Source organism: uncultured Sphingomonas sp. (assembly GCF_934560975.1).
Taxonomy (GTDB): domain Bacteria; phylum Pseudomonadota; class Alphaproteobacteria; order Sphingomonadales; family Sphingomonadaceae; genus Sphingomonas_I.
Genome location: NZ_CAKTFO010000003.1, coordinates 1 through 21,680, shown reverse-complemented (window position 1 = coordinate 21,680; position 21,680 = coordinate 1). Strand labels below are relative to the sequence as shown.

At 66.3% G+C, this 21,680-nt stretch carries 27 protein-coding genes, 1 tRNA gene and 1 pseudogene; 16 read left to right on the top strand and 13 right to left on the bottom strand.

Translation table 11 applies throughout. The features are described from left to right. Positions 1-19: 19 nt before the first annotated feature. Positions 20-361 carry a hypothetical protein gene (locus Q0D93_RS03235; protein WP_294391334.1) on the bottom strand — a complete coding sequence of 114 codons (342 nt, stop codon included), beginning with the start codon at positions 359-361 and terminating at the stop codon, positions 20-22. A 71-nt stretch (positions 362-432) separates the two neighbouring features. Next, entirely contained in the window at positions 433-654 is a 222-nt protein-coding gene (locus Q0D93_RS03230; protein WP_294391331.1) for a hypothetical protein, read from the bottom strand. A gap of 96 nt (positions 655-750) precedes the next feature. Here Q0D93_RS03230 and Q0D93_RS03225 point away from each other — a divergent pair, with 96 nt between their 5' ends. From Q0D93_RS03225 to Q0D93_RS03200, 6 genes are read left to right on the top strand one after another with little or no spacing between them, the layout of a single operon-like run. After that, positions 751-1,239, top strand: a complete 489-nt coding sequence (locus Q0D93_RS03225; RefSeq protein ID WP_294391329.1) for a hypothetical protein — start codon at positions 751-753, stop codon at positions 1,237-1,239. A 4-nt stretch (positions 1,240-1,243) separates the two neighbouring features. Next, on the top strand, positions 1,244-1,639 hold the full coding sequence (locus Q0D93_RS03220) for an MAPEG family protein (protein ID WP_294391328.1): 396 nt from the start codon (positions 1,244-1,246) through the stop codon (positions 1,637-1,639). A gap of 42 nt (positions 1,640-1,681) precedes the next feature. Beyond that, positions 1,682-2,062 (top strand): fluoride efflux transporter CrcB, encoded by a 381-nt coding sequence (gene crcB, locus Q0D93_RS03215; RefSeq protein WP_294391324.1) that lies wholly within the window; start codon positions 1,682-1,684, stop codon positions 2,060-2,062. Then, a complete protein-coding gene (locus tag Q0D93_RS03210) occupies positions 2,059-3,165 on the top strand; it encodes an RluA family pseudouridine synthase (RefSeq protein WP_294391322.1) in 1,107 nt (368 codons plus the stop codon). The genes crcB and Q0D93_RS03210 overlap by 4 nt, the downstream gene beginning before the upstream one ends. Beyond that, positions 3,162-3,821 carry an HAD-IA family hydrolase gene (locus tag Q0D93_RS03205; RefSeq protein WP_294391320.1) on the top strand — a complete coding sequence of 220 codons (660 nt, stop codon included), beginning with the start codon at positions 3,162-3,164 and terminating at the stop codon, positions 3,819-3,821. The genes Q0D93_RS03210 and Q0D93_RS03205 overlap by 4 nt, the downstream gene beginning before the upstream one ends. Further along, a complete protein-coding gene (locus Q0D93_RS03200; protein WP_294391318.1) occupies positions 3,818-4,495 on the top strand; it encodes an ATP12 family protein in 678 nt (225 codons plus the stop codon). The genes Q0D93_RS03205 and Q0D93_RS03200 overlap by 4 nt, the downstream gene beginning before the upstream one ends. Here the strand turns inward: Q0D93_RS03200 and Q0D93_RS03195 are convergent. Both Q0D93_RS03195 and gmk read right to left on the bottom strand, forming a co-directional pair. After that, on the bottom strand, positions 4,490-5,047 hold the full coding sequence (locus tag Q0D93_RS03195) for a hypothetical protein (protein ID WP_294391315.1): 558 nt from the start codon (positions 5,045-5,047) through the stop codon (positions 4,490-4,492). The two genes, Q0D93_RS03200 and Q0D93_RS03195, sit on opposite strands and share 6 nt — an antisense overlap. 52 nt (positions 5,048-5,099) lie before the next feature. Continuing rightward, positions 5,100-5,741: a guanylate kinase gene (gene gmk, locus Q0D93_RS03190; protein WP_294391312.1), complete on the bottom strand. Its 642-nt coding sequence runs from the start codon at positions 5,739-5,741 to the stop codon at positions 5,100-5,102. Between the two features lie 44 nt (positions 5,742-5,785). Between gmk and Q0D93_RS03185 the strand changes: the two genes are divergently transcribed. The 3 genes from Q0D93_RS03185 to Q0D93_RS03175 all read left to right on the top strand — a co-directional run bounded on the left by Q0D93_RS03185 (position 5,786) and on the right by Q0D93_RS03175 (position 8,254). Then, the gene (locus Q0D93_RS03185; RefSeq protein WP_294391688.1) at positions 5,786-6,358 is read left to right on the top strand and encodes a DUF2585 domain-containing protein; all 573 of its coding nucleotides are present in this window, start codon (positions 5,786-5,788) and stop codon (positions 6,356-6,358) included. A gap of 12 nt (positions 6,359-6,370) precedes the next feature. Further along, positions 6,371-7,672, top strand: coding sequence for an amidohydrolase family protein (locus Q0D93_RS03180; protein WP_294391309.1), 1,302 nt, complete (start codon positions 6,371-6,373; stop codon positions 7,670-7,672). Between the two features lie 429 nt (positions 7,673-8,101). After that, entirely contained in the window at positions 8,102-8,254 is a 153-nt protein-coding gene (locus Q0D93_RS03175; RefSeq protein WP_294391306.1) for a hypothetical protein, read from the top strand. A 527-nt stretch (positions 8,255-8,781) separates the two neighbouring features. Here Q0D93_RS03175 and hisF read toward each other — a convergent pair. From hisF to hisB, 4 genes are read right to left on the bottom strand one after another with little or no spacing between them, the layout of a single operon-like run. Next, entirely contained in the window at positions 8,782-9,552 is a 771-nt protein-coding gene (gene hisF, locus Q0D93_RS03170; protein WP_294391304.1) for an imidazole glycerol phosphate synthase subunit HisF, read from the bottom strand. Continuing rightward, on the bottom strand, positions 9,552-10,292 hold the full coding sequence (hisA, locus tag Q0D93_RS03165; protein WP_294391301.1) for a 1-(5-phosphoribosyl)-5-[(5-phosphoribosylamino)methylideneamino]imidazole-4-carboxamide isomerase: 741 nt from the start codon (positions 10,290-10,292) through the stop codon (positions 9,552-9,554). Before hisA ends, hisF begins: the two co-directional genes overlap by 1 nt. Continuing rightward, positions 10,293-10,907: an imidazole glycerol phosphate synthase subunit HisH gene (hisH, locus tag Q0D93_RS03160; protein ID WP_294391299.1), complete on the bottom strand. Its 615-nt coding sequence runs from the start codon at positions 10,905-10,907 to the stop codon at positions 10,293-10,295. Positions 10,908-10,914: 7 nt separating this feature from the next. Beyond that, positions 10,915-11,514 (bottom strand): imidazoleglycerol-phosphate dehydratase HisB, encoded by a 600-nt coding sequence (hisB, locus tag Q0D93_RS03155; protein ID WP_294391297.1) that lies wholly within the window; start codon positions 11,512-11,514, stop codon positions 10,915-10,917. A 72-nt stretch (positions 11,515-11,586) separates the two neighbouring features. Between hisB and Q0D93_RS03150 the strand changes: the two genes are divergently transcribed. Beyond that, positions 11,587-12,063 carry a ClpXP protease specificity-enhancing factor SspB gene (locus tag Q0D93_RS03150; protein ID WP_294391294.1) on the top strand — a complete coding sequence of 159 codons (477 nt, stop codon included), beginning with the start codon at positions 11,587-11,589 and terminating at the stop codon, positions 12,061-12,063. A gap of 232 nt (positions 12,064-12,295) precedes the next feature. On the opposite strand, the gene Q0D93_RS03145 is transcribed toward Q0D93_RS03150, so the two are convergent. Further along, entirely contained in the window at positions 12,296-13,711 is a 1,416-nt protein-coding gene (locus Q0D93_RS03145; protein ID WP_294391292.1) for a M20/M25/M40 family metallo-hydrolase, read from the bottom strand. Between the two features lie 259 nt (positions 13,712-13,970). Between Q0D93_RS03145 and fumC the strand changes: the two genes are divergently transcribed. Together fumC and Q0D93_RS03135 are read left to right on the top strand one after the other, a co-directional pair. Further along, entirely contained in the window at positions 13,971-15,359 is a 1,389-nt protein-coding gene (gene fumC / locus Q0D93_RS03140) for a class II fumarate hydratase (RefSeq protein ID WP_294391289.1), read from the top strand. A 224-nt stretch (positions 15,360-15,583) separates the two neighbouring features. Continuing rightward, complete coding sequence (locus tag Q0D93_RS03135) at positions 15,584-15,727, top strand: hypothetical protein (protein ID WP_294391286.1); 144 nt, start codon at positions 15,584-15,586, stop codon at positions 15,725-15,727. Positions 15,728-15,856: 129 nt separating this feature from the next. On the opposite strand, the gene Q0D93_RS03130 is transcribed toward Q0D93_RS03135, so the two are convergent. Continuing rightward, positions 15,857-16,066, bottom strand: coding sequence for a hypothetical protein (locus tag Q0D93_RS03130; RefSeq protein ID WP_294391283.1), 210 nt, complete (start codon positions 16,064-16,066; stop codon positions 15,857-15,859). 141 nt (positions 16,067-16,207) lie between these two features. Between Q0D93_RS03130 and Q0D93_RS03125 the strand changes: the two genes are divergently transcribed. Further along, the gene (locus Q0D93_RS03125; RefSeq protein ID WP_294391280.1) at positions 16,208-16,420 is read left to right on the top strand and encodes a hypothetical protein; all 213 of its coding nucleotides are present in this window, start codon (positions 16,208-16,210) and stop codon (positions 16,418-16,420) included. Positions 16,421-16,635: 215 nt separating this feature from the next. Here the strand turns inward: Q0D93_RS03125 and ppa are convergent, their stop codons facing one another. Then, a complete protein-coding gene (gene ppa, locus Q0D93_RS03120) occupies positions 16,636-17,181 on the bottom strand; it encodes an inorganic diphosphatase (protein ID WP_294391278.1) in 546 nt (181 codons plus the stop codon). Positions 17,182-17,250: 69 nt separating this feature from the next. Then, positions 17,251-17,745 carry a MarR family transcriptional regulator gene (locus Q0D93_RS03115; protein ID WP_294391275.1) on the bottom strand — a complete coding sequence of 165 codons (495 nt, stop codon included), beginning with the start codon at positions 17,743-17,745 and terminating at the stop codon, positions 17,251-17,253. A gap of 69 nt (positions 17,746-17,814) precedes the next feature. Between Q0D93_RS03115 and Q0D93_RS03110 the strand changes: the two genes are divergently transcribed. From Q0D93_RS03110 to Q0D93_RS03100, 3 genes are all read left to right on the top strand, one after another. Further along, positions 17,815-18,912, top strand: coding sequence for a branched-chain amino acid aminotransferase (locus Q0D93_RS03110; protein WP_294391273.1), 1,098 nt, complete (start codon positions 17,815-17,817; stop codon positions 18,910-18,912). A 42-nt stretch (positions 18,913-18,954) separates the two neighbouring features. Beyond that, positions 18,955-19,029 (top strand) — tRNA-Gln (locus Q0D93_RS03105). Between the two features lie 93 nt (positions 19,030-19,122). Next, a complete protein-coding gene (locus tag Q0D93_RS03100) occupies positions 19,123-21,066 on the top strand; it encodes a site-specific integrase (protein ID WP_294391270.1) in 1,944 nt (647 codons plus the stop codon). Between the two features lie 291 nt (positions 21,067-21,357). Here Q0D93_RS03100 and Q0D93_RS14850 read toward each other — a convergent pair. Further along, a pseudogene (locus Q0D93_RS14850) lies at positions 21,358-21,552 on the bottom strand (IS5/IS1182 family transposase); the annotation flags it as partial. Positions 21,553-21,680 lie beyond the last annotated feature (128 nt).

The following is a 21,680-nucleotide window of genomic DNA, read 5'->3' as shown; positions in this document are numbered from 1 at the left end:
CGCAAGCGCCCGCCGGTGGTCAGCCGCCGGCGGGCACCGCCCTTAGCTGCGCCTGTTCGATGTGCCAGCGCCGCTGTGCCGCCGTCGATCCCTCCACGTCATTGATCCGCCGCAGGATATACGCGCCCGCGAAACGCTGCCGCGTTCCGCCCGCCAGCTCGGCGCGGATCCGCACATTGACCGTGCAATAGACACTGCCGGCCGCGCCCTCCGTGCGGAACGGTGGCATGGTTTCAACCTCCACCCACTTGGTTCGGCCATAGCCCTTGGTCAACGCGGCCAAGCTGTGCCCGCCGCTCCAGATGCGATGCGCGGTCCGGTAATCGTGCCGGTTCACCGCAGCATAGTAGGCGCGGACCACGCCCGCCGCCGCCTCCCCCGTCGTCTCGGCGGCCGGCGTCGGCGCGACCGTCGCGGCAAGGGCGGCCAGGATCAGAATATGCCGCCCCCCAGCATCAGCCGCGCGACCGCCACCACCAGCACGGCGATGTTGAGGTTGCGCCCCTCGTTCCGGCTGGACATCACGCCCAGCAGCAATCCCGCGACCGGCAACGGCAGGATCAGCCAGTTCGCCCAGCCGAGCATGGGCAGCAAAGCGAACAATACCGGGATCACGGCCGCCAGGCCGCAGGCCAGCGAAAACAGGTTCAGCATGGGGACAATGTCGGCATGCGCACCCCGCCCGTCAAGCAGATGCGTGTTGCATGGGCAATACAGCAAGCATACACCTGGCGGGCAGGAGGATCGTCCATGCGTACCCCATCCGGTTTGGTGATCGCCGCGCTGGCGCTTGCCGGCTGCACCCAGAAATCGAGCTGGTCCGCCACGGAAACCGTGAACGGCAACGACGTCAGCCTCAGCGTGAGGACTGCCGGGGACGACAGCGTGGTCTCGCTCGATGCGCCCTTCGCCATGGGCAATGTGAAGCTGCCGGCCCTCGACAGTGGCCAGCATGTCGATCTGGACGGGATAAAGCTGGCTGCGGATACCAGGGTCCGCAACATGGACGTTCACGGCAAGGATAAAGGGGGCGAGGTCCGGATCGGCTTCAGCAATCCCAGGCCGCCCGCCGCCCTGATCGCTTATTATCGGCAGGCGGCGCAACAGGCCGGCTACCATGCGATCCGGTCCGGCACCGCCTCCCTCGACGCGCACAAGGACGACGCCGATTTCGCGCTCGCCGTCCGTCCCGAAGGGGCGGGCAGCGGCGGCACCATCACCGTGACCAAACGAGACTGAACCCATGCGACCCGAATTCTACCTGCTCGGCGCCACCCTGCTGCTGGCGCTGGTCCACATATTCTGGGCGGGCAATGCCCGGACGCGGCAATATGGCACCGCCTGGAACATGGGCGCGCGCGATGCGCAGATGCCGCCGCTCGCACCTTTGCCCGCCCGGCTGCTGCGCGCGCAGGCCAACCTGTTCGAGACATTGCCATTGTTCATCGGCGCTCTGCTCGGCGCGGCGGTGGTAGGCCGGCTGGGCTGGAAGACGGAGGCAGGCGCGCACCTCTATTTCTGGGGGCGGCTGATCTACCTGCCGCTCTACGCCGCCGGCATCCCCAAGGTTCGCACATTCGTGTGGATGGTCGCCACGCTCGGCCTGCTGTTCGTCGTCGCCGGATTGATGCTTGGCTGAGGCCCACTGGCAGGCAGGGCCCGGACCCGCTACACCCCGCCCATGAATCCCATCATTCTTGTCATGACGGGCGGCGCGGTCGGCGCCGGCTTCCGCTATCATGTCGGCCGTGTCGCGCTCGCCAATCTCGGGCCTGTTTTCCCTTGGGGCACGTGGATCGTGAACCTCCTCGGCGGATTGCTGATGGGGGTGCTGGCGGGAACCCTGACCCGCTATACCAATGGGGAGGGCGAGCCGCTGCGCCTGTTCCTGGGCGTGGGCGTGCTGGGCGGCTTCACCACCTTTTCCGCTTTCAGCCTGGAAACCGCGAACATGCTGATGCGCGGGCAGAGCGTTGCCGCCGCCGCTTATGCCGTCTCGTCCGTGGCGGGTTCGGTTCTGATGCTGTTCGTCGGCCTGATGATGGTACGGGTGCTGGGATGACGGAAATCGCTTCGGACGCCCGCACCTTCGTGGTGGCGGAGGATGATCACGGCATAAGGCTGGACCGCTGGTTCCGCCGCCACATGCCGGATGCCAGCTTCAACATCGTGTCGCGCTGGGCCCGCACGGGCCAGTTGCGCGTGGACGGCAAGCGGATCGCGCCCGGCGACCGGATCGAGGCGGGCCAGTCGATCCGCGTCCCCCCGCTGGAGGCGCCCGCGCCTGCCGCCGCCACCAACCGCCCCAAGCGCGAGCGCCCGCCGCTTTCGCCGGAGGATCAGGAGTTCGTGCAGAGCCTGGTGATCCACCGCGATCGGGCCGCGATCGTGATCGACAAGCCGCCGGGCCTCGCCACCCAGGGCGGCACCAAGACCGAACGGCACCTGGACGGCCTGCTCGACGGCCTTCAGTTCGAGGCGGAGGGCCGGCCCAAGCTGGTCCACCGGCTGGACAAGGACACCAGCGGCGTGCTGCTGCTCGCCCGCTCCGCCGGCACCGCCGCGCATCTCGCCAAGGCTTTTTCCAGCCGCACCGCGCGCAAACTCTATTGGGCGCTGGTGGTCGGCGTGCCGTCGATCGAGGACGGCATGATCGAACTGCCGATCGCCAAGCAGCCCGGCACCGGCGGCGAGAAGATGCATGTCGACGAGAAGGAGGGGCAGCCCGCGCGCAGCCGCTATCGCGTGATCGAACGCGCCGGCAACGCTGCCTGCTGGGTCGAATTGCAGCCTTATACCGGCCGGACGCACCAGTTGCGCGTCCACATGGCGGCGATCGGCCACCCGATCGTCGGCGACGGCAAATATGGCGGGCAGGACGCGTTCCTGACCGGCGGGATCAGCCGCAAGATGCACCTCCATGCCCGTCGTTTGCGGGTGGATCATCCCGACGGGCACAAACTGGACGTGTCGGCCGAACCGCCCAAGCATTTCCTGGAAAGCCTGCAGCATCTCGGCTTCGACCTCGCGGGGGGCGACGCCCTGCCCTTCGACGAACCCAAGTTCAGTGAAACGGCCGAGGGCAAGAAAAAGGCCGCCAGCGCCGCCGCCAAGGCTCGCCGCAAGGAACGCAAGGGCGAACGCCGGTCGCGGACGCGCAAGTGACGCGTCTTGCCGTGTTCGACTGCGACGGGACGTTGGTGGATTCGCAGTCCACCATCTGCCTCGCCATGCAGCGCGCGTTCGACGTGGTGGGGGTTGCGGCCCCGGGTGATGCGGCGACGCGCGGCATCATCGGCCTGTCCCTGCCCGAGGCGATGAGCGTCCTCTATCCCGGCGGCACGCCCGAGGAGCATGACGCGATCGGGGAGGCCTATAAAGCGGCGTTCTTCGACATGCGGACGCAGGGACTGGCCAACCATCCGCTGTACGAGGGGATCGCGGAAGCGGTCGCCGATCTGGAGGCGCGCGGCTGGCTGCTGGGCGTCGCCACCGGCAAGTCGGATCGCGGGCTGAAGGCGATCCTCGACCATCACGGCCTCCACCCCCGCTTCGTGACCCTGCAGACCGCCGACCGTCACCCGTCCAAGCCGCACCCGTCGATGCTGGACCAGGCGATGGCCGATGCCGGCAGTTCGCCCGCCACCACCGCGATGATCGGGGATACCAGCTACGACATGGCGATGGCCAAGGCGGCGGGCTGCGCCGCGATCGGCGTTTCCTGGGGCTATCACAATGCCGACCAGCTGATCGAGGCAGGGGCGGACGTGGTGGCGGACCATCCCTCGGCCCTGGTCGCGATTCTGGAGGCGCTGCCGTGAAGCGCTTCTACAAGGAGGTGACCGTCGCCGATGGCGCGATCCTGCTCGACGGACGCGCCGTCAAGACGCCCGCGCGCAACGGGCTGATCCTGCCTTCGCCCGCGCTGGCGGACGGTGTGGCCGGGGAATGGCGGGATCAGGGCGAGACGATCGACCCCCGCTCCATGCCGCTGACCGGGCTGGCCAATGCCGCGATCGACCGGGTGGCGCCCGACCCGGCGATGTTCGCCCGTCCGCTCGCCGCTTATGCCGAAACCGACCTGCTATGCTACCGCGCCGATGGCCCGGACGAGCTGGTCGCCCGGCAGGCGGAGGCATGGGACCCACTGCTCGGCTGGGCGCAGCGGCGCTATGACGTCCATTTTGCGGTCACGAACGGGATCGTCCACGCGCCGCAGCCGCCCGCGACCATCGGCCGGCTGGGCGATGCGCTGGACGCCTTCGACGCCTTCCACCTCGCGGCCCTGTCGCCTTTGGTCACGATCGGCGGTTCGCTGGTGGTGGCGCTCGCGCTGACCGAACGGGCGATCGCGGCGGAGGCGGCGTTTGCCCTCACCCATCTCGACGAACTGTGGCAGGCCGAACGCTGGGGCGAGGACGCGCTCGCCACGCAGGCGCGGGATGCGCGCCGGGCGGATTTCCTTGCCGCGGCGCGCTTCCTTTCGCTGCTATAGCGCCGGGCCGACCCGCGGCAGGAACCAGCGCACGATCACGAACGAGGCGGCGGCGAGCGCGGCCAGGTCCGCCACCAGCGCATAGATCGCGAAGCGCCAGTCGGTATGCGTCCAGATCGGATCGCGCAGCAGGATCAACACGGATGCCGCTGCCGACAGCCCGATCGCCACGCGCAGGCGCGTCGTGAAATCGTCCACCCGCCCGGCAATGACGTACAGGCTGAACGCGATCATGAACGCGACCACCACATCCTGGATGAAGCCGCCGATCATGCTGGCGGGGTCGGAACTGGAATAGCCCCGGCTGTTGTAATCCACCGTCGCGATCGGCCCCTTGCCATACAGGATCGTGCCGTTGGGCGTGCCCACGTCCGGCACCACATAGCGGCCGGTATGCGGCAGGTTCTGTGCCAAGGACAGCTGGACGGCGGCGTTCGGCGCCTCCCCGGCGGACGACAGCCCGGCATAACGCAGCGGCGTCGCCCAGAATATCAGGCCGACGATGAACATGGCGACGGCGCCCGCGACGCTGCCGATGACGAGACGGACCATAAGGCTTGCTCCCTGTTTGCGGGCTACAACCGCAGGGCAAGTCAATCGATCCTTAGCCGCCCTTGATCATCAGTCTGCGGACGAAACCGATCAGTCCCGTCTGGCGCGACCGGCGCAGGCGTTCGGCATCCAGGATCGTCTTCACCTGGGCGAAGCAGGCATCCACATCCTGGTTGATGAGGACGTAATCATAGCCGTCCCAGTGGCTGATCTCCGCCGCGGCGCGCGCCATGCGGCCTTCGATCACCGCCTCGTCGTCAGTGCCACGCCCACGCAGCCGCCGGCCGAGTTCGGCCATGGAGGGCGGCAGGATGAAGACGCGCACGACGTCGCCGCCGGCCTGCTGGTACAATTGCTGCGCGCCCTGCCAGTCGATGTCGAACAGGACGTCGCGCCCCTCCGCCAGCATCTTCTCCACCGGCGCGCGCGGCGTGCCGTAGCGATTGTCGAAGACGTGGGCCCATTCCATCAGCTCGCCGTTCGCCACCATCTCCTTGAAGCGGGGCACGTCGACGAAGTGATAATCGACGCCGTCGACCTCGCCGGGGCGCGGCGGGCGGGTGGTGACGGACACGGATACGGCGATGTCGGGATCGCTCGCCTGCAATCGACGCGCGATGGTCGACTTGCCCGCGCCGGACGGCGAGGAAAGGACGAACAGGACACCGCGATGCTCAAGGCCGGACAAAGGCATGGCCGCTCTTGGCTTTCCGGCGGCGGAAGGTCAACGTGGCACGGATGCATCGCTTTGCCGCAAACCACCGGATCGCCGCGCCGCTGACTTCGATCGCCCTGACCCTGGCAGGGGCCGTGGCGACCCTGCTGGCGATGGGACGGCCGCCGATCTGCACCTGCGGCCATGTCGACCTGTGGCATGGGGCGGTGGACGGCGGCAACAGCCAGCATCTGTTCGACTGGTACAGCCCCAGCCATGTCATTCACGGCTTCCTCTTCTACCTGGCGGGATGGTTGCTGCTTCGCCGGATGCCGGTGGTGTGGCGACTGGCACTCGCCATCCTGGTCGAAGCGGCGTGGGAATGGGTCGAGAACTCGCCCGCCGTGATCGACCGCTATCGCACCGCGACGATGGCGCTCGGCTATGTCGGCGACAGCGTCGTCAACTCACTGGCGGACATCGCCTGCATGGCAGCCGGCTTTATGCTGGCACGCCGCCTGCCCCCTCTCCTCACGATCGTCGTCGCCTTGCTGTTCGAGGGCGTGACTTTGTGGCTGATCCGCGACAATCTGGCATTGAACGTGCTCATGCTGCTGTGGCCGATCGATGCGATCCGCCAGTGGCAGGCACTCTGAAGGGGGACATGAATGAGGCTTGCACGTATTTTGGCCGCCGTCCTGGCGCTCGCCGCGGCGCCGGTCGCCGCCAAGGACCTGGTGATCCACGCCGGTACTTTGATCGACGGCAGCGGCGCCGCGCCGAAGCGGCAGGTATCGATCCTGGTGCACGACGACCGCATCACCGCCGTCCAGCCCGGCTTCGTCACGCCGGCGGGCGCGGAGGTGGTGGACCTGTCCGGCAAGACCGTGCTGCCCGGCCTAATCGACACGCACGTCCACATCCTGTCCGCCTTTCACCCGGGCGACCCGATCCGCAACGCGGTGACCCGCACCGATTACCAGGCACTGATCGACGGTGTGAACGACGCGCGCGCGACCCTGATGGCGGGCTTTACCTCCATCCGTGACGCCGGCGGCCCGACCAACGCCATCGTCGCGCTCAAGAAGGGGGTGGAGGAAGGATCCATTCCCGGCCCGCGCATGTGGGTGGCGGGCGATGCGCTCGGCCCCACCGGCGGGCATGGCGATCCCGCCAACGGCCTGCTGCCCGACTTTTCCGAAATCCCGCACTGGCACGATTCGGTGATCGACACTCCGGAGCAGGCCCGCACCACCGTGCGCCGGATGCGGCAATTGGGGGTGGACCAGATCAAGATCATGCCGTCGGGCGGGGTCATGTCGATCGGCGACGATCCCAAGCATCAGCTGATGGCCGATGACGAGATCAAGGCGGTGATCGATACCGCCCATTCGCTGGGCATGAAGGTCATGGCCCATGCGCATGGCAAGGAAGCGATCGACCATACGATCGAACTGGGCGTCGATTCGATCGAGCATGGCAGCTATGCCGATGCCGGGACGTTCAAGCTGTTCCGGCAGCACGGCACCTATCTGGTCCCCACCATGCTGGTGGCGCAGAAGGTTTATGAGCGCGCCACGACCCATCCCGAACAGCTGAATCCCTCCACCGCCGAAAAGGCCAAGGTGATCGGCCCGATGATCCTGCGCATGGCGCATGATGCGCAGGCGGCGGGCGTGAAGATCGCGCTCGGCACCGACACGTTCGGCCTGTCCGCCCATGGCGAGAATGCGCAGGAACTGGCGCTGATGGTGCAGGCCGGCATGACGCCGATGCAGGCGATCCTGGCCGGCACCCGCAACGCCGCCGACCTGATCGGCAGCACGGACATCGGCCAGGTACAGCCGGGCCGCTATGCCGACCTGATCGCGGTCGACGGCGATCCGCTGGGGAATGTCCGCGTGCTGGAGCGCGTGGCCTTCGTGATGAAGGGTGGCACGGTGGTCAAGGCGGACGGCCAGCCCCGCTGAGCAGCGGCTCGCCCGCGGTCATCGGGGTTGGCAGGTCAGGCCTTCGTCGTTCCGGCGCGGCCTGACCTTATTCCGAGCCGGGCCCCGCGTCGTGGGCTATGCGTTACCGGACAGGATGACGTGAGTAGCAAGCCGGTAGCCGTTTGCGGCCGGCCGGCCTGCGCATCGGCCATGCCCCGGCTCCATGCAGGGCAGTGGAGTGCTTTCTCGCCAAGGCCTCGTGACGGGATTCACGCGCAATCGCCATTGCGACGATCCTGCCACACTTTCGGCCTGCGGCTCCGGATTGTTGGTTAACCTATTGTGTTGCTTGATCTTGATCAGCGACAGGAGGCCTGTCGCGATATAGCGGCACTCCGTCGCTGACCGGATTGTGGGTCGTGCGATGGAGCGCGCCCGGGGACGCGTATTCGGTAGCTGGATTTCAGGATGTATCGTTCGCTTCGTTCCGTTTTCGCCGTCCTGCTCGCTCTGGGTGCGATCACGGCCATGTCCGGGTGCAGCGCCAAGGCGCAGGACCATTGCAAGGAACATACGGGCGACGGCCTGTGCACGGATGCGAACAGCCGGGCTTCGTCCTGACGGATCGCCGCGCCGCGGCCGGTGATGGCGCAGGTCCGAACAGGGTGACCGTTCACCGCAGGCATATCGCCCTGATCGCAGCTATTTAGAGCGGTTTTCGCGCAGGTTGTATTACGATCCGTCGCCAACCGCTCCAGGCCAGATTCTGGTCACCGGGAAGCGTCAGCTCGCGCGAGCCCGAGCCTGGAACGGCGCGGATCGCCTGCCAGGCTCCCGCCTTCGCGGGAGCATGACGATGCTGCGGCGGGAGCAGGACACGCGCTGACTGCGGGAAGGATTTGATCAGCCGCTGAGCGCGCGGACGGTTGCGCCCTTGCCACCTTCTTGAGCCGAAGCCGCATGGGGCGTTGGGATGATGACATCCCATATCACGAACCAGGATCCGCCGGCCGACGCCCCGCCCTCTTGTGCTCCCGCGAAGGCGGCAGGCCAGGAGAGAGAATGACACGTCCCCGGGGGCGCCCCTCACCTTTTCCCTACAGGCACCGTGTCCATCCGGCCCCGGATAGAGCCCCCGTCTGCGGCGATCAGGCGAGCGCCCGCCGCACCGGGAGACCGGCCGCCGCCAGCGCGGCATGCGCCTCCGCCACCGTATGCTGCCCGAAATGGAAGATGCTGGCCGCCAGCACGGCGCTGGCATGGCCCTTGGTGATGCCCTCCACCATGTCGTCCAGCGTGCCGACCCCGCCGCTGGCCACCACCGGCACGTTGACCGCGTCGGCAATGGCGCGGGTCAGGCCCAGATCGTAACCGCCGCGTGTGCCGTCATTGTCCATGGAGGTGACAAGCAACTCGCCCGCGCCCAGCTCCGCCAGGCGCACGGCATGTTCGACCGCGTCGATGCCGGTCGCGCGGCGGCCGCCATGGGTGAAGATCTCCCATCGGCCGCGCGCCACCGCCTTGGCGTCCACCGCGCCGACGACGCATTGCGCGCCGAAGCGATCGGCCAGGTCGCCCGCCAGTTCGGGCCGCGCCACCGCCGCCGAGTTGATCGCGACCTTGTCCGCGCCCGCCAGCAGCAAGGCGCGCGCATCCTCCACCGAGCGGACGCCGCCGCCCACCGTCAGCGGCATGAAGCAGACTGCCGCCGTGCGCGCCACCACGTCCAGGATGGTGCCGCGCGCCTCGTGGCTGGCGGTGATGTCCAGGAAGCAGAGCTCGTCCGCGCCGGCCGCATCATAGACCTTGGCCTGCTCGACCGGGTCGCCGGCGTCGGCCAGGTCGAGGAACTGGACGCCCTTCACCACGCGGCCGCCCGCCACGTCCAGGCACGGGATGACGCGCGCGCGGACGGTCACTAGATCGCCTCGTCGTGGGCCAGGCGCAGCGCCTTTCGCAGGTCGAGCTTGCCGTCATACACGGCCCGGCCGCAGATCACGCCCTCGATCCCCTCGCTCGCATGGCGGGCGAGGTCGGCAATGTCGACCAGCCCCTTCACCCCGCCGCTGGCGATCACCGGCAGGCGGGTGTTGCGGGCGAGTTCGGACGTCGCGCGCACGTTGCAGCCCTTCAGCAGCCCATCGCGGCCGACGTCGGTGAACAACGCCGCCGCAACGCCCACGTCGGCAAAGCGGTTGGCGAGGTCGACGGCGGTCATGTCGGACACTTCCGCCCAGCCATGGGTCGCGACCATGCCGTCGCGTGCATCCACCGCGACCACGATCCGGTGGGGCAGCGCCCGCGCCGCTTCCCGCACCAGTTCCGGGTCGGTCAAGGCCGCCGTGCCGATCACCACCCGGTCGACGCCGCGCGCCAGCCAGCGGTCGATCGCGTCGCGGGTACGGATGCCGCCGCCCACCTGGACCTTGCCGGGGAAGCTTTCCACGATCTCGGCCACGATCTCGCCATTGACCGACTGGCCCTGGAACGCGCCGTCCAGATCGACGACGTGGAGGTGGTCCGCGCCCGCTTCGTGGAACACGTTGGCCTGCGCCACCGGATCGTCGTTGAAGATGGTCGCACGGGCCATGTCGCCTTCCAGCAGGCGGACGACCTTGCCATCCTTCAGGTCGATGGCGGGATAGATTGTGATGCTCATTCAGGGACGCCAGTCGAGAAAGCGGGACAGGAAGGCGAGGCCGTAGGCCTGGCTCTTTTCGGGATGGAATTGCGCGCCGATCAGATTGTCGCGCGCGACCGCGGCGGTCACCGGCCCACCATGGTCGGTCGCGGCGGCGCGGTGCGCGGGATCGGCCACGTCGAAGGCGAAGCTATGGAGGAAATAAGCCTCGCCCGCCTCCACCAGCGGATGCGCCCGGTCGGGCACCACATCGTTCCAGCCCATGTGCGGCACGCGGGCGGCCGCGTCCGCCGGTTCCAGCTTGCGCACCGTGCCGCCGATCCAGCCCAGGCCGGGGGTGGTGCCGAACTCCTCGCCGGCATCGGCCATCAGCTGCATGCCGACGCACACGCCCAAGAACGGCGCGCCTTCGCGGATCACGCGGTCGTTCAGTGCCTCCACCATGCCCGGGATCGCCGTCAGCGCCCCCATGCACGCCCCGAACGCGCCGACGCCAGGCAGCACGACGCGGTCGGCGCGGCGGATCAGGTCGGGATCGGCGGTGACGATCACATTGTCCGCCCCCGCCGCGCGCAGGGCATTGTCCACCGAGCGGAGGTTGCCCGCGCCATAATCGATCAGGGCCAGGGTCATGGGCCGGTCACGCCTCCCCTCCCAGCGTCCCCTTGGTCGAGGGGATCGCATCGGCCTTGCGCGGGTCGATCTCGACCGCCTGGCGCAGCGCGCGAGCGAGGCCCTTGAACAGGCTTTCGCAGATATGGTGGTTGTTGCGGCCGTAGAGCGTCTCGATGTGCAGGGTCAGGCCGACCTCGCCGGCGAAGCTGTGGAACCAGTGTTCGATCAGCTCCGTATCCAGCTCGCCCAGCTTGGTCTGGGTGAACTCGGCCTTCCACACCAGATAGGGGCGACCGCTGATGTCGATCGCAACGCGGCTCAGCGTCTCGTCCATCGGCGAATAGGCCGTGCCGTAGCGGGTGATGCCGCGCCGGTCCCCCAGCGCCTTCTTCACCGCCTGTCCCAGCGCCAGCGCCGAATCCTCGGTCGTGTGATGCTGGTCGATATGGAGATCGCCGTCGCATTTCAGCTTGATGTCGATCAGCGAATGGCGGGACACCTGCTCGATCATGTGGTCGAGAAAGCCGATCCCGGTCGAAATCTCATACACGCCCGATCCGTCGAGGTTGACGGAAACGTCGATCGACGTCTCGGCGGTCTTGCGGCTGATGGTGGCGGTGCGCATGGGCGGCGTATAGCGCCGACGCGGACACAGGCAACGCTTGACCCGCCTCGCGCCCAAGTTCAGGTGAGGGGCATGACCGATGGCCCTCCCGACAGCCTGATTCCGTATGATGAGATCGTGCAGGACGCCCTGCGCGCCGTGGTTGGCCGCGTGATCGGCCAGGTGGAGAAGAGCGGCCTGCCCGGCAGCCACCACTTCTACATCACGTTCAAGACGCAGGCGCCCGGCGTCGATATCCCGCGTCACCTGACCGAACGCTATCCCGACGAGATGACGATCGTCATCCAGAACCGCTACTGGGACCTACACGTCAGCCCCACCCACTTCGAGGTGGGGTTGAGCTTCAACCAGGTCGGGTCGAAGCTGGTGATTCCCTTTGCGGCGATCACGGCGTTCCAGGATCCGGCGGTCGACTTCGCGCTCCACTTTTCGGCGCAGGCCGACAATCAGGAGCCGGAGGAGATCCACCCGCCGGAGAACGATCCGGTGGTGCGGCAGGTCGAGGACGGCTCCAACGTCGTGTCGGTGGACTTCACCCGCAAGAAGTAAGCCGGCGGCGGCGCCAGCGTTCCGGCAACCACGACTCCAATGCTCCCGCGCAGGCGGGAGTGGAGGAGTTTGCGCGACGATCTTCGCCTTTTGGGCTCCCGCCTGCGCGAGAGCACGATCGCTCGTGCGATTCGACAAAGGCTGCACGCGGATCGGCGCATGCGCTGTTGAGAAGCTGGCCCTACGCCCGCAGGATACCGCGCCGAACGGGTCCGGCGCGGCTTCCGACACCTTATTGCGACAAATTGCTGAACAGGGTCATGTAGTAACGCACGCCCGGCGCGATGTTGAAAACGGGCACGCGTTCGTTCAGGCCATGGCTGAAATCGTCGGCGTCCTTCATGAAGATCGGGCTGATGCTGTAGCTCGGTATGCCCTTGGCGCGATACCACATGCTGTCGCTGGCCCCCGAAGCCTGGCCGGGGAAGACCGGCACGCCGGGATAGACCTGATGCAGCGCCCGCTCGACCGCAGCGGACACGTCCGGCCGCAAAGGTGACGCATCGGTCGCCACCGATCCTTCGCTGACGTCGCGGATCTTCACCGCGGGATCACCGATCACGCGGGCCAGTTCGGCCATGATGTCGGCCGGCTTGTGGCCTGGGAAGATACGGCAGTTGATGTTGGCGGTCGCGCGCTGCGGCAAGGCGTTCTGCGCGTGGCCCGCATCGACCATGGTCGCGACGCAGGTGGTGCCGATCCGCCCCACGGTGGCCGGATTGGCGGTCAGGGTCGCGATGGCCGTCCTGTCGGCGGGATCTGCGACAAAGGCGCGCATCGCCGCCGCCGTCTTCGGCTCCTCGTAGCGGGCGGCGCTGGCGAGGGAGGCGCGGGTGATCGCGTTAAGTTCGGGCTTGAACTGGTAATTGCCGACCTTGGTCAAGGCGGCGGACAGTTGATAGATGGCGTTCACGGCACGCGGCGCGGACGAATGGCCGCCGGGGTTGGTGACGCTCAGCTCAAAATCGGCATAGGTCTTTTCGGCCGCAGTCCACACCCAGTAAAGCGGCTTGCCGGTGTCGGCATCCAGCATCCCGCCGCCACCGTCGATGTTGAGCACCAGTTCGGCATTCTTGAGCTGATCGGCGAGGATCGCGCTGGTCTTCATCGCGGTTTCCTCGTCACCCGAAAATTCCAGCACGATGTCGCGGCGCGGGGCGAAGCCCTGCCGCTTCAGTTCGGCCAGAGCGGTGACCGCCATCGCCCCGTCCAGCTTCATGTCGCTGGCACCGCGCCCGAACAGATAGCCGTTTTCCACCAGCGGCGTGAACGGATCGCGCTGCCAGTCCTTGGGGTTGGCCGCCACCACGTCCATGTGGCCGGAAATGACCAGCGGCTTCAGCTTGGCGTCCAGCCCTTTCCAACGGGCGATGAAGTAGGCGGTGTCGTCCACCGGCGTGATGGTGATCGCGTCCGCCGGAAAGCCGCTGTCCACCAGCGCCTGCTTGAACAAGGCCGCGACCTGGCCCGTCTGGTTGCCCTGCCCCGTTACCGACCTGAGCGCGATCGCCTTCTTCGCAAGGTCGAGCGCCTGGGCCTCCGCCTGCGGACGAAGGCCGGGTTGGGGCGCGGCCGCCGACGCGGGTACGCCCATTGCCGCCGCTACGATCATTACCCCCGCCGCTGCCATCGACATTCCGCGCGTCATCATTGTCTCCCTTTGCCGCACGCCTATCCGGCTTTGCGGCCGGAGGGAACATGGCAGCACGGACCGGATTGCCGTTCCGCTTTTGTTCTTGCTTTCGGGCACGAGTTGTACTATCATGCGGCTTCGATCGGTGGTTGGCATGGGGATAGGCTGGAGTGGGCGCGTTCGCGTTGCCCTCACCGCTTCGGACATGCCTTTCCCCCGCGACTCAGGGCTTGCTAAGGGCGTTCCGAAACGACTCGCATTGGGGATTGGACATATGACCACGCGCACCGAAACCGACAGCTTTGGCCCGATCGAGGTTCCGGCGGACAGCTATTGGGGTGCGCAGACGCAACGCTCGATCGAGAATTTCCCGTTCGGGGAGCGCGAACGGATGCCGATCGGCATCGTCCACGGCCTCGCTATCGTGAAGCAGGCGGCGGCGCGGGTCAGCCGCAACCATGGCCTTGATCCGCAGATCGCCGACGCGATCGAGCAGGCGGCGGCCGAGATGGTCGACGGCAAGCTGGACGATCAGTTCCCGCTGGTGATCTGGCAGACCGGTTCCGGCACCCAGTCCAACATGAACGCGAACGAGGTGATCGCCGGGCGCGCCAATGAGATCCTGACCGGCAACAAGGGCGGCAAGTCGCCGGTTCACCCCAACGATCACGTCAACCGCTCGCAATCGTCCAACGACAGCTTTCCGACCGCGCTGCACATCGCGGCTGCGCGCGCGGTGACGTCGCGCCTGCTGCCGGCACTCGATTGCCTGACCCGGGCGCTCGACACCAAGGCGAAGGCCTGGGACGACATCGTCAAGATCGGCCGCACCCACTTGCAGGATGCGACCCCGCTGACGCTGGGCGATGAATTTTCCGGCTATGTCCATCAGCTGGAGCGCGCGAAGCTGCGGATCGAGCCGGCGGTGAACCACGGCATGCTGCTGCTGGCGCAGGGCGGCACGGCCGTCGGCACCGGCCTCAACGCGCCGAAGGGCTTTGGCGAGGCGATCGCCAAGGAGATTGCTGATATCACCGGCCTCGCCTTCGTCAGCGCGCCCAACAAGTTCGAGGCGCTCGCCTCCAACGATCCGATCGTGCACCTGTCGGGCACGCTCAACGTGCTGGCGGTGGCGCTGACCAAGATCGCCAACGACATCCGCCTGCTCGGCTCCGGTCCGCGTTCGGGCTTGGGCGAATTGTCGCTGCCGGAAAACGAGCCCGGCTCGTCCATCATGCCAGGCAAGGTCAACCCGACCCAGTGCGAGATGCTGACCATGGTGTCGGCGCAGGTGATCGGCAACCACATGGCGGTAACGGTCGGCGGGCTGCAGGGCCACATGGAGCTGAACGTGTTCAAGCCGCTGATCGGCGCGGCGCTGCTGCGTTCGATCGACATCCTGGCGACCGGCATGGAGAGCTTCGCGGAACGCTGTGTCGACGGCATGGAAGCCAATCGCGACCAGATCCGCGCCGGCATGGAGCGGTCGCTGATGCTCGTCACCGCGCTGGCGCCCGAAATCGGCTATGACAATGCCGCCGCCATCGCCAAGCATGCCCACAAGAAGCACCTGACGCTGAAGGAAGCGGGGCTGGAACTTGGCCTTGTGGACGAGGCGACGTTCGACCGCGTGGTGAAGCCGGAGGCGATGCTCGGCCGCTGAGCAGAAGTTGATCGGTCCGTTCGATCACTCTCACCAGCACTGCTCGTTTCCGGGGAACAATCAGGGCGTCTAGTTCATTCTCATTATCAAGAGGATCGACATGAACGCTCTGATTGCCTCCCGTATCGGACAGAAATTGGTGATGCCCACCGCTGCCGCCGGCCTTTGCCTGTTCTGGCTGGGCGTAGGTTTCACCACTCTCCATCTCGCGTGAAGGCCCCGGCATGGTCCTGCCGTCCGACACCCGCCCCGACACCTCGCAGGCGCGTCCGGCCTGGGTTTTCACGCCGCGCTACGCATTCCCGATCATGCTGGCGGGACTGACAGCATTCTGGCTCGCCGTGGCGGAGATCGTCACCCGCCTGTGAGGGCGCGCTTCACGTAAGGTTCGGCCCGAAAGGCGGCGAGCGAGAAGCCGCCCATGCCGAGGTCGCACCGGCCCGTACCTGCGACACGCCATCGGCGGGACATTATCCGCCGCAACAACGCTGCCCGGATCAGCTATCTTCCGGTTCGAAGCGTGGGTCAAAGGCGTCGTCCTGCTTGTCCCAATCCTTGTCGCGATTGGCATAGAGCAAAGCGGCGACCAAGGCGGCCGAGCCGATGCCGATCGCCGCGCCCGCCTTGGCTGCCGTGACCAGATGCTTGCGCGAACGGTCCCTGTCCGCTCCGGACCTGGCGCCGTCCTTGTTGTATTTCTCGCGCATCTCCGTCTCCTCTGTCTGTTTGCCGACCAGTCTATCCCTACAGCCCCACGGCCGCAAAGCCGCTTGCGGCGAACGGCCGGAACAAGCGCGGCGTTTCGCGCGCTGTTCCGCCGAATTCGTCACGCAAAAAGGAATGAGATCATGCTGAGCAACATCGTCGGCGCGCTGATCGGACGCGAAGTGGAACGCCGTCGCCGGGAGAGCGGCCTGAAGGGTGCCGTAATCGGCGCCGCATCGGTGGCGCTGCTGCGGCGCCTGGGCCCGGTCGGAATGGCGATCGGCGGCGCTTACACCGCCAAGAAGATGTGGGACCGCAGCAAGGCCAGCAAGGCGGGCTCGTCTACCGTCCGCTGATCGCGACGGGGCAGCGGGGATGATGCGCGCCGCCGCCGACCTTGCGGGGTCGCGCGGTGGGCCGTTCGCCGGAGCCGGTCCGTGCGCGACATGCCCGGCCCCCGCAATCCCCAGCGATGCGACGTGAAAATGGCGTGACCCCGAAGTCCGGGATCACGCCATTCTCTTATGCTACCGCCCGCTCTGCCCGTAAGTCAGGCGTGCGATCCGGCTTGTCAGATGCCGCCGCTCTTGGCGCGTTCGGCGGCGGCGATGGCCTCCAGCACGATCTTGCGGGCTTCTTCCGCATCGCCCCAATTGCCGATCCGCACCCACTTCTCGCTTTCGAGATCCTTGTAATGGGTGAAGAAATGCTCAATCTGCGCCAGCACGATCGACGGCAGGTGATGCCGCTCACCCACGTCGGTATAATATGGGAAGGTGGTGTCCACCGGCACGCAGACCAGCTTCTCGTCGCCGCCGGCCTCATCCTCCAGCTTCAGCACCGCGATCGGGCGGGCGCGCACGACGCAGCCGGGAATGAAGGGCGAGCGCGCGATCACCAGCGCGTCAAGCGGATCGCCATCCGGCGACAGCGTGTGCGGCACGAAGCCATAATTCGCCGGATAGCGCATCGGCGTGTGCAGGATACGATCGACGAACAGCGCACCCGACGCCTTGTCGAACTCATATTTGACCGGCTCCCCGCCGACCGGCACCTCGATGACGACGTTAAGGTCGTGGGGCGGATCCTTGCCCACCGGGATCAGTTCGATGTTCATAGGGCAAGGCTGCTAAAGTTACCAAAAAGTTGACGCAAGCAATTTCGCCGCGCCTGCGAACTATGATGGTTAAGGCAGCTTGCTTTCCGTCAGCGCGGCGACGCGGCCCCGCTCCTCCTGCGGGATCAAGGCTTCCAGCACGTGCCAGAACCCGGTCACCGCCTCCTGCCCGGCCTTGCCATAGGCCAGGCCGAGTCGCTGGCGCATCAGCTCGAACAGCCTGCCTTCCAGTGCCGCGCCGGTTTCGGTCAGGCGCAGCAGGCGCTGGCGGCGATCCTCCCGCCCGATCCGCGCCTCGATCAGGCCGCGATCGGTCAGCTCGCTCAGCACCCGGCCGAGCGACTGCTTGGTGATACCCAAGGTCCGCAATAGCGAACTGATCGTGAGGTCGGGGGTGCGCGCGATGAAATACAGCGCACGATGATGCGCCCGCCCCAGCCCCTGCTGGGCGAGACATTCGTCGGTTTGCCGGTAAAGGTGACTGTAGCCGAAATAGAGCAGCTCGACGCCGCGACGAATTTCGGTTTCACGCAAAAAAAGCGGTGAAGCGGACGAGACTGCCATTGTTGACCCTTTGTGGCACGCGTCCTACCCCACTGCAACCGGCTGCAAAAAGACGTTGGGAGAAAAAAAGTGAGCGGCGACAGCACTTTGGTGTTCAAGAACGAACCGAGCGAGGCCCCAATGGCCGCCGCGGACCGCGCGTCGCTGCTCGTCAATCCCGGGTTCGGCAAGGTCTTCACCGATTATATGGTGACGATCCGCTACAAGGAAGGGCAAGGCTGGCATGAGCCTCGGGTCCACGCGCGCGGCCCCATCCAGCTCGATCCCGCCACCGCCGTGCTCCATTATGCGCAGGAAATCTTCGAAGGCCTGAAGGCGTACCGGCAGGAGGATGGCGGCGCGGCCCTGTTCCGGGCGGATGCCAATGCCCGCCGTTTCGCGGAGTCCGCCCGCCGCATGGCGATGGCTCCGTTGCCCGAGTCCCTGTTCCTGGAGGCCTGCCGCCAACTGGTGTCCGTCGACCGCGACTGGATCCCCTCCGGCGAGGGCGCGGCTTTGTATCTCCGCCCATTCATGATCGCGACGGAGGTGTTCCTGGGCGTGAAGCCCGCTTCCGAATACCTCTTCATGGTGATCGCATCGTCCGTGGGCGCCTATTTCAAGGGGGGCGCGTCGGCCGTGACCCTGTGGGTGTCGCAGGATTACAGCCGGGCCGGGCCGGGCGGCACCGGTACCGCCAAGTGCGGCGGCAATTATGCGGCCAGCCTGGTGGCGCAGGCGGAAGCGATCCGCGAAGGGTGCGACCAGGTGGTGTTCCTGGATGCGGCCGAGCATCGCTGGGTCGAGGAACTGGGCGGCATGAACATGTTCTTCGTGATGGAGGACGGCACGCTGATCACGCCGCCGCTGGGCGGAACCATCCTGCCCGGCATCACCCGCGATTCGCTGCTGACGCTGGCACGCGACGCCGGCATGACCGTGCGTGAGGAGCGTTATGCCATGGACCAGTGGCGCGCGGACGCGGAAAGCGGCCGCCTGCGCGAGGCCTTCGCCTGCGGCACCGCCGCCGTGGTGACGCCGGTCGGCCGGGTGCGCAACGCGGAGTTCGACTTTACGGTGGGCAATGGCGGCCCCGGCCTCGTGTCCGGCCGGCTCAAGGATGCGCTGGTCGATATCCAGCGCGGCCTCGCCCCCGATCCACACGGCTGGGTCGAACGTCTTTTCTGACCTTCCATCCCGCGCGGGCATCGCTATAAGCCCGCGCGGCATTGGGGCGTCGCCAAGTGGTAAGGCACCGGTTTTTGGTACCGGCATTCGCAGGTTCGAATCCTGCCGCCCCAGCCAATTCACCACCTAAGCGATAGTAATAGCGGCAAAAAGCTGGCTCCACCCACTGGATTGGGCCGGTGGGTGTGACAACTCCCTGTGGAGAGCCCGTTGCCCGCAATCCAGAACGTCGAACGCCGCGGTGCCGTCTACTATTGGCGCCGCACCGTCCGTTTTCCGGATGGTAAGCCTTTCACGATACGCCTGAGCCTGAAGACGAGGGATCAGTCCATTGCGCGGTGCATGGGCTGCGCCATGACGGCGAAGAGCGAGACGCTGAAGATGAAGCTTGGCCACGATCGTCGCACGCGCTCGCTGACCACCGCTCAGAAGTCCGACATCTTCCGCAAGGCGCTGGAGGAGATGCGGGACGAACTGGACCGCAATCATGTGTGCTTCCAGCAAGACGACCCCGCCAACGCGACGTACCTGATCGAGGGGCTGGTCGAGATTTATGAGACGATGCTGCGCGACTTTGTCGTTCACGGAATACCGGCCGACGTCGGCAGTCGCGAGCATATCGAGGCGCGGTTTGCGGGCCTCTCCGAGGAACAGCGCGAAACGCTGACCGAGTTCTTCGCAGACCGGCCATCCTGGCGCGAAAAGACGTTGGACTCGGCAGGTGAGGAACTCGACCGCGTTGTGGCTCCGCGCACCGACGAAAGCCTGGCCTTAGCGCGGAAGGTGGCCCTTGAGGGTAAGCTGGCGGCGGCAATGGAGTTCCGCCGTCGCTTGGGAGACCCGATGTCGATGTGGTCGCAGGTGCCCATTGCACCCCCTCCGGTCGCCGATGTGCCCTCCCCCAACCCGCCCGCGCTGGCTACAGCAACGATGCCGGCCGTTGAAGAGCCATGGGCCTCCATGTCTTCGACCCAGGCTGCGGCAAGGTTCATCACCGACAATCCGAAGATCACCGGCGACGCCAGGCGGAAGGCGCGGTGGACCTCCAAAACGCGGAGCCAGTTCGAGGCGGCGGCGCGACTTCTGGAGAAGAGCTGCGGTTCCAAGCCCCTGCGCCTCCTGACGCGGGAAGACGTCGTGACTCTCAATCAGCATTTCGCCCAGCTTCCTAAGAGCCACCATAAATCCAGTCGGCATCATGCGATGTCGTTGGAGGAAATCTGCCGCGAGGCTGAAGACGACATCGCAGCCGGCGCGCGTGATAGAACGAGTTTGGGCCTAGGTGCCACGACCACCAACCGCCATTTTCTGTTCCTGAAGGAGCTAGTCGGCTGGTTCAGCAAGCAGGTGCCTGGCACCGAGGACATACCTTGGAGCGACTTCATCTATGAGGATGACCGGGACGCCCGTGAGCAGCGCGATGCGTACACTGAAGAGGAAGGCAGAAAGATGTTCCGCCTGCCGATCTGGATCGGCTCGCGTTCGGTGTCCCGCCGAATGGAGATTGGAACCGAGATCTGGCACGACGCCGGCTACTGGGTCGTGCTGATCGCTTGGTACACAGGCTGTCGTCGTGAGGAAATCTGCCAGTTGACGCTGGACGATATCGGGCAGAGCGGGAACATCTGGTACTTCACCATCACCGATGAAAACGGCGGACGCGTTAAGAACCGTGCTTCCAAGCGCGATGTGCCGTTTGCCGAGGAATTGATCCGGCTCGGGCTGCCCGCCTATGTCGAAGCACTACGTGCAGCCGGAGAGAGGATGCTCTTTCCTGAGCTGCGAACCGAGACGGGAAATCGCGGCTACGGCGATGTCTACTACAAAAACTGGTGGACCAAAATTGCCAAGCGCCTCGACTTCATCGTGCCCGGGCAAGCGCTCCACTCATTTCGACACATGGTCACGACGGAATTGAAGTTTCAACACGTGTATCTAGAGGATCGCGCCGACCTTATAGGCCATGCGACGCCGGGCGAGACCGCTGGCCGTTACTCAAAGGCCGCGCGACTGGCTCGATTAAAGGAGGCGGTGGACCAGATCCCCAAGGTGACGGACCGGATGAAGCCCGCCTCCATCCGGCTTCTTCCTGCGGACCGACGCACGCCGCGCCCCACTCGTGAAGTCAGTCGCAAGGTACTGGCAAGCAAATGAGCCGGGAAGACCGGGAGAATCAGATCGGGCGCGCTCAGGCATCACCGCAGCATTCAACGGGATCGTGAGGCAGCTGCGCCTGGTGGGGCGGCATGAAGATTGAACCCACGCATCTGCCTTGGCGATGCCGCACATCCAAGCCGCTGATGAAAGGCAGCCACAGGAGATCTGAGGCGAGACTGACGAAGCCGAGGTAGGACGTGCGCGTTTTGTCATAGCGGGTGGCGACGGTCGCCAGTTCTTGAGCTTGCTGAAGAGCTGCTCGATGAGGCTGCGCAGACGATACTTCCGGCGGTCGTGCAGGGTGGGATGGTTCCGGCCGCGCTTGGCCGGGATCACCGCCTGGCTGCCTTGCGAGGCGATCTCAGTCCGGATCGCGTCGGCGTCGTAGCCGCGATCGGCCAGCAGCGCCGTCACCTTACCGGTTATCATGCGGAACAAGAGGCCGAAGCGTTGCACGTCGCGCGCCTCACCCGGCGTCAGCACGAAGCCGAGTGGACGACCTTTGCCGTCGCATCGGGCGTGGAGCTTGGCGGTTGACGTGACCCCCGTTTATTCATCCAGTTGGAACTAGAAACCGGCCCTTCGAAGGGACGGACGGAATGAAGCGGAAG

What these genes read in the sequence shown, in the direction of transcription:
- Q0D93_RS03230 (WP_294391331.1), bottom strand. Translation starts at nt 654, where the DNA reads ATGCTGAACCTGTTTTCGCTGGCCTGCGGCCTGGCGGCCGTGATCCCG.
- Q0D93_RS03225 (WP_294391329.1), top strand. Translation starts at nt 751, where the DNA reads ATGCGTACCCCATCCGGTTTGGTGATCGCCGCGCTGGCGCTTGCCGGC.
- Q0D93_RS03220 (WP_294391328.1), top strand. Translation starts at nt 1,244, where the DNA reads ATGCGACCCGAATTCTACCTGCTCGGCGCCACCCTGCTGCTGGCGCTG.
- crcB (WP_294391324.1), top strand. Translation starts at nt 1,682, where the DNA reads ATGAATCCCATCATTCTTGTCATGACGGGCGGCGCGGTCGGCGCCGGC.
- Q0D93_RS03210 (WP_294391322.1), top strand. Translation starts at nt 2,059, where the DNA reads ATGACGGAAATCGCTTCGGACGCCCGCACCTTCGTGGTGGCGGAGGAT.
- Q0D93_RS03195 (WP_294391315.1), bottom strand. Translation starts at nt 5,047, where the DNA reads ATGGTCCGTCTCGTCATCGGCAGCGTCGCGGGCGCCGTCGCCATGTTC.
- gmk (WP_294391312.1), bottom strand. Translation starts at nt 5,741, where the DNA reads ATGCCTTTGTCCGGCCTTGAGCATCGCGGTGTCCTGTTCGTCCTTTCC.
- Q0D93_RS03185 (WP_294391688.1), top strand. Translation starts at nt 5,786, where the DNA reads ATGCATCGCTTTGCCGCAAACCACCGGATCGCCGCGCCGCTGACTTCG.
- Q0D93_RS03180 (WP_294391309.1), top strand. Translation starts at nt 6,371, where the DNA reads ATGAGGCTTGCACGTATTTTGGCCGCCGTCCTGGCGCTCGCCGCGGCG.
- Q0D93_RS03175 (WP_294391306.1), top strand. Translation starts at nt 8,102, where the DNA reads ATGTATCGTTCGCTTCGTTCCGTTTTCGCCGTCCTGCTCGCTCTGGGT.
- hisA (WP_294391301.1), bottom strand. Translation starts at nt 10,292, where the DNA reads ATGAGCATCACAATCTATCCCGCCATCGACCTGAAGGATGGCAAGGTC.
- hisH (WP_294391299.1), bottom strand. Translation starts at nt 10,907, where the DNA reads ATGACCCTGGCCCTGATCGATTATGGCGCGGGCAACCTCCGCTCGGTG.
- hisB (WP_294391297.1), bottom strand. Translation starts at nt 11,514, where the DNA reads ATGCGCACCGCCACCATCAGCCGCAAGACCGCCGAGACGTCGATCGAC.
- Q0D93_RS03150 (WP_294391294.1), top strand. Translation starts at nt 11,587, where the DNA reads ATGACCGATGGCCCTCCCGACAGCCTGATTCCGTATGATGAGATCGTG.
- Q0D93_RS03145 (WP_294391292.1), bottom strand. Translation starts at nt 13,711, where the DNA reads ATGACGCGCGGAATGTCGATGGCAGCGGCGGGGGTAATGATCGTAGCG.
- fumC (WP_294391289.1), top strand. Translation starts at nt 13,971, where the DNA reads ATGACCACGCGCACCGAAACCGACAGCTTTGGCCCGATCGAGGTTCCG.
- Q0D93_RS03135 (WP_294391286.1), top strand. Translation starts at nt 15,584, where the DNA reads ATGGTCCTGCCGTCCGACACCCGCCCCGACACCTCGCAGGCGCGTCCG.
- Q0D93_RS03130 (WP_294391283.1), bottom strand. Translation starts at nt 16,066, where the DNA reads ATGCGCGAGAAATACAACAAGGACGGCGCCAGGTCCGGAGCGGACAGG.
- Q0D93_RS03125 (WP_294391280.1), top strand. Translation starts at nt 16,208, where the DNA reads ATGCTGAGCAACATCGTCGGCGCGCTGATCGGACGCGAAGTGGAACGC.
- ppa (WP_294391278.1), bottom strand. Translation starts at nt 17,181, where the DNA reads ATGAACATCGAACTGATCCCGGTGGGCAAGGATCCGCCCCACGACCTT.
- Q0D93_RS03115 (WP_294391275.1), bottom strand. Translation starts at nt 17,745, where the DNA reads ATGGCAGTCTCGTCCGCTTCACCGCTTTTTTTGCGTGAAACCGAAATT.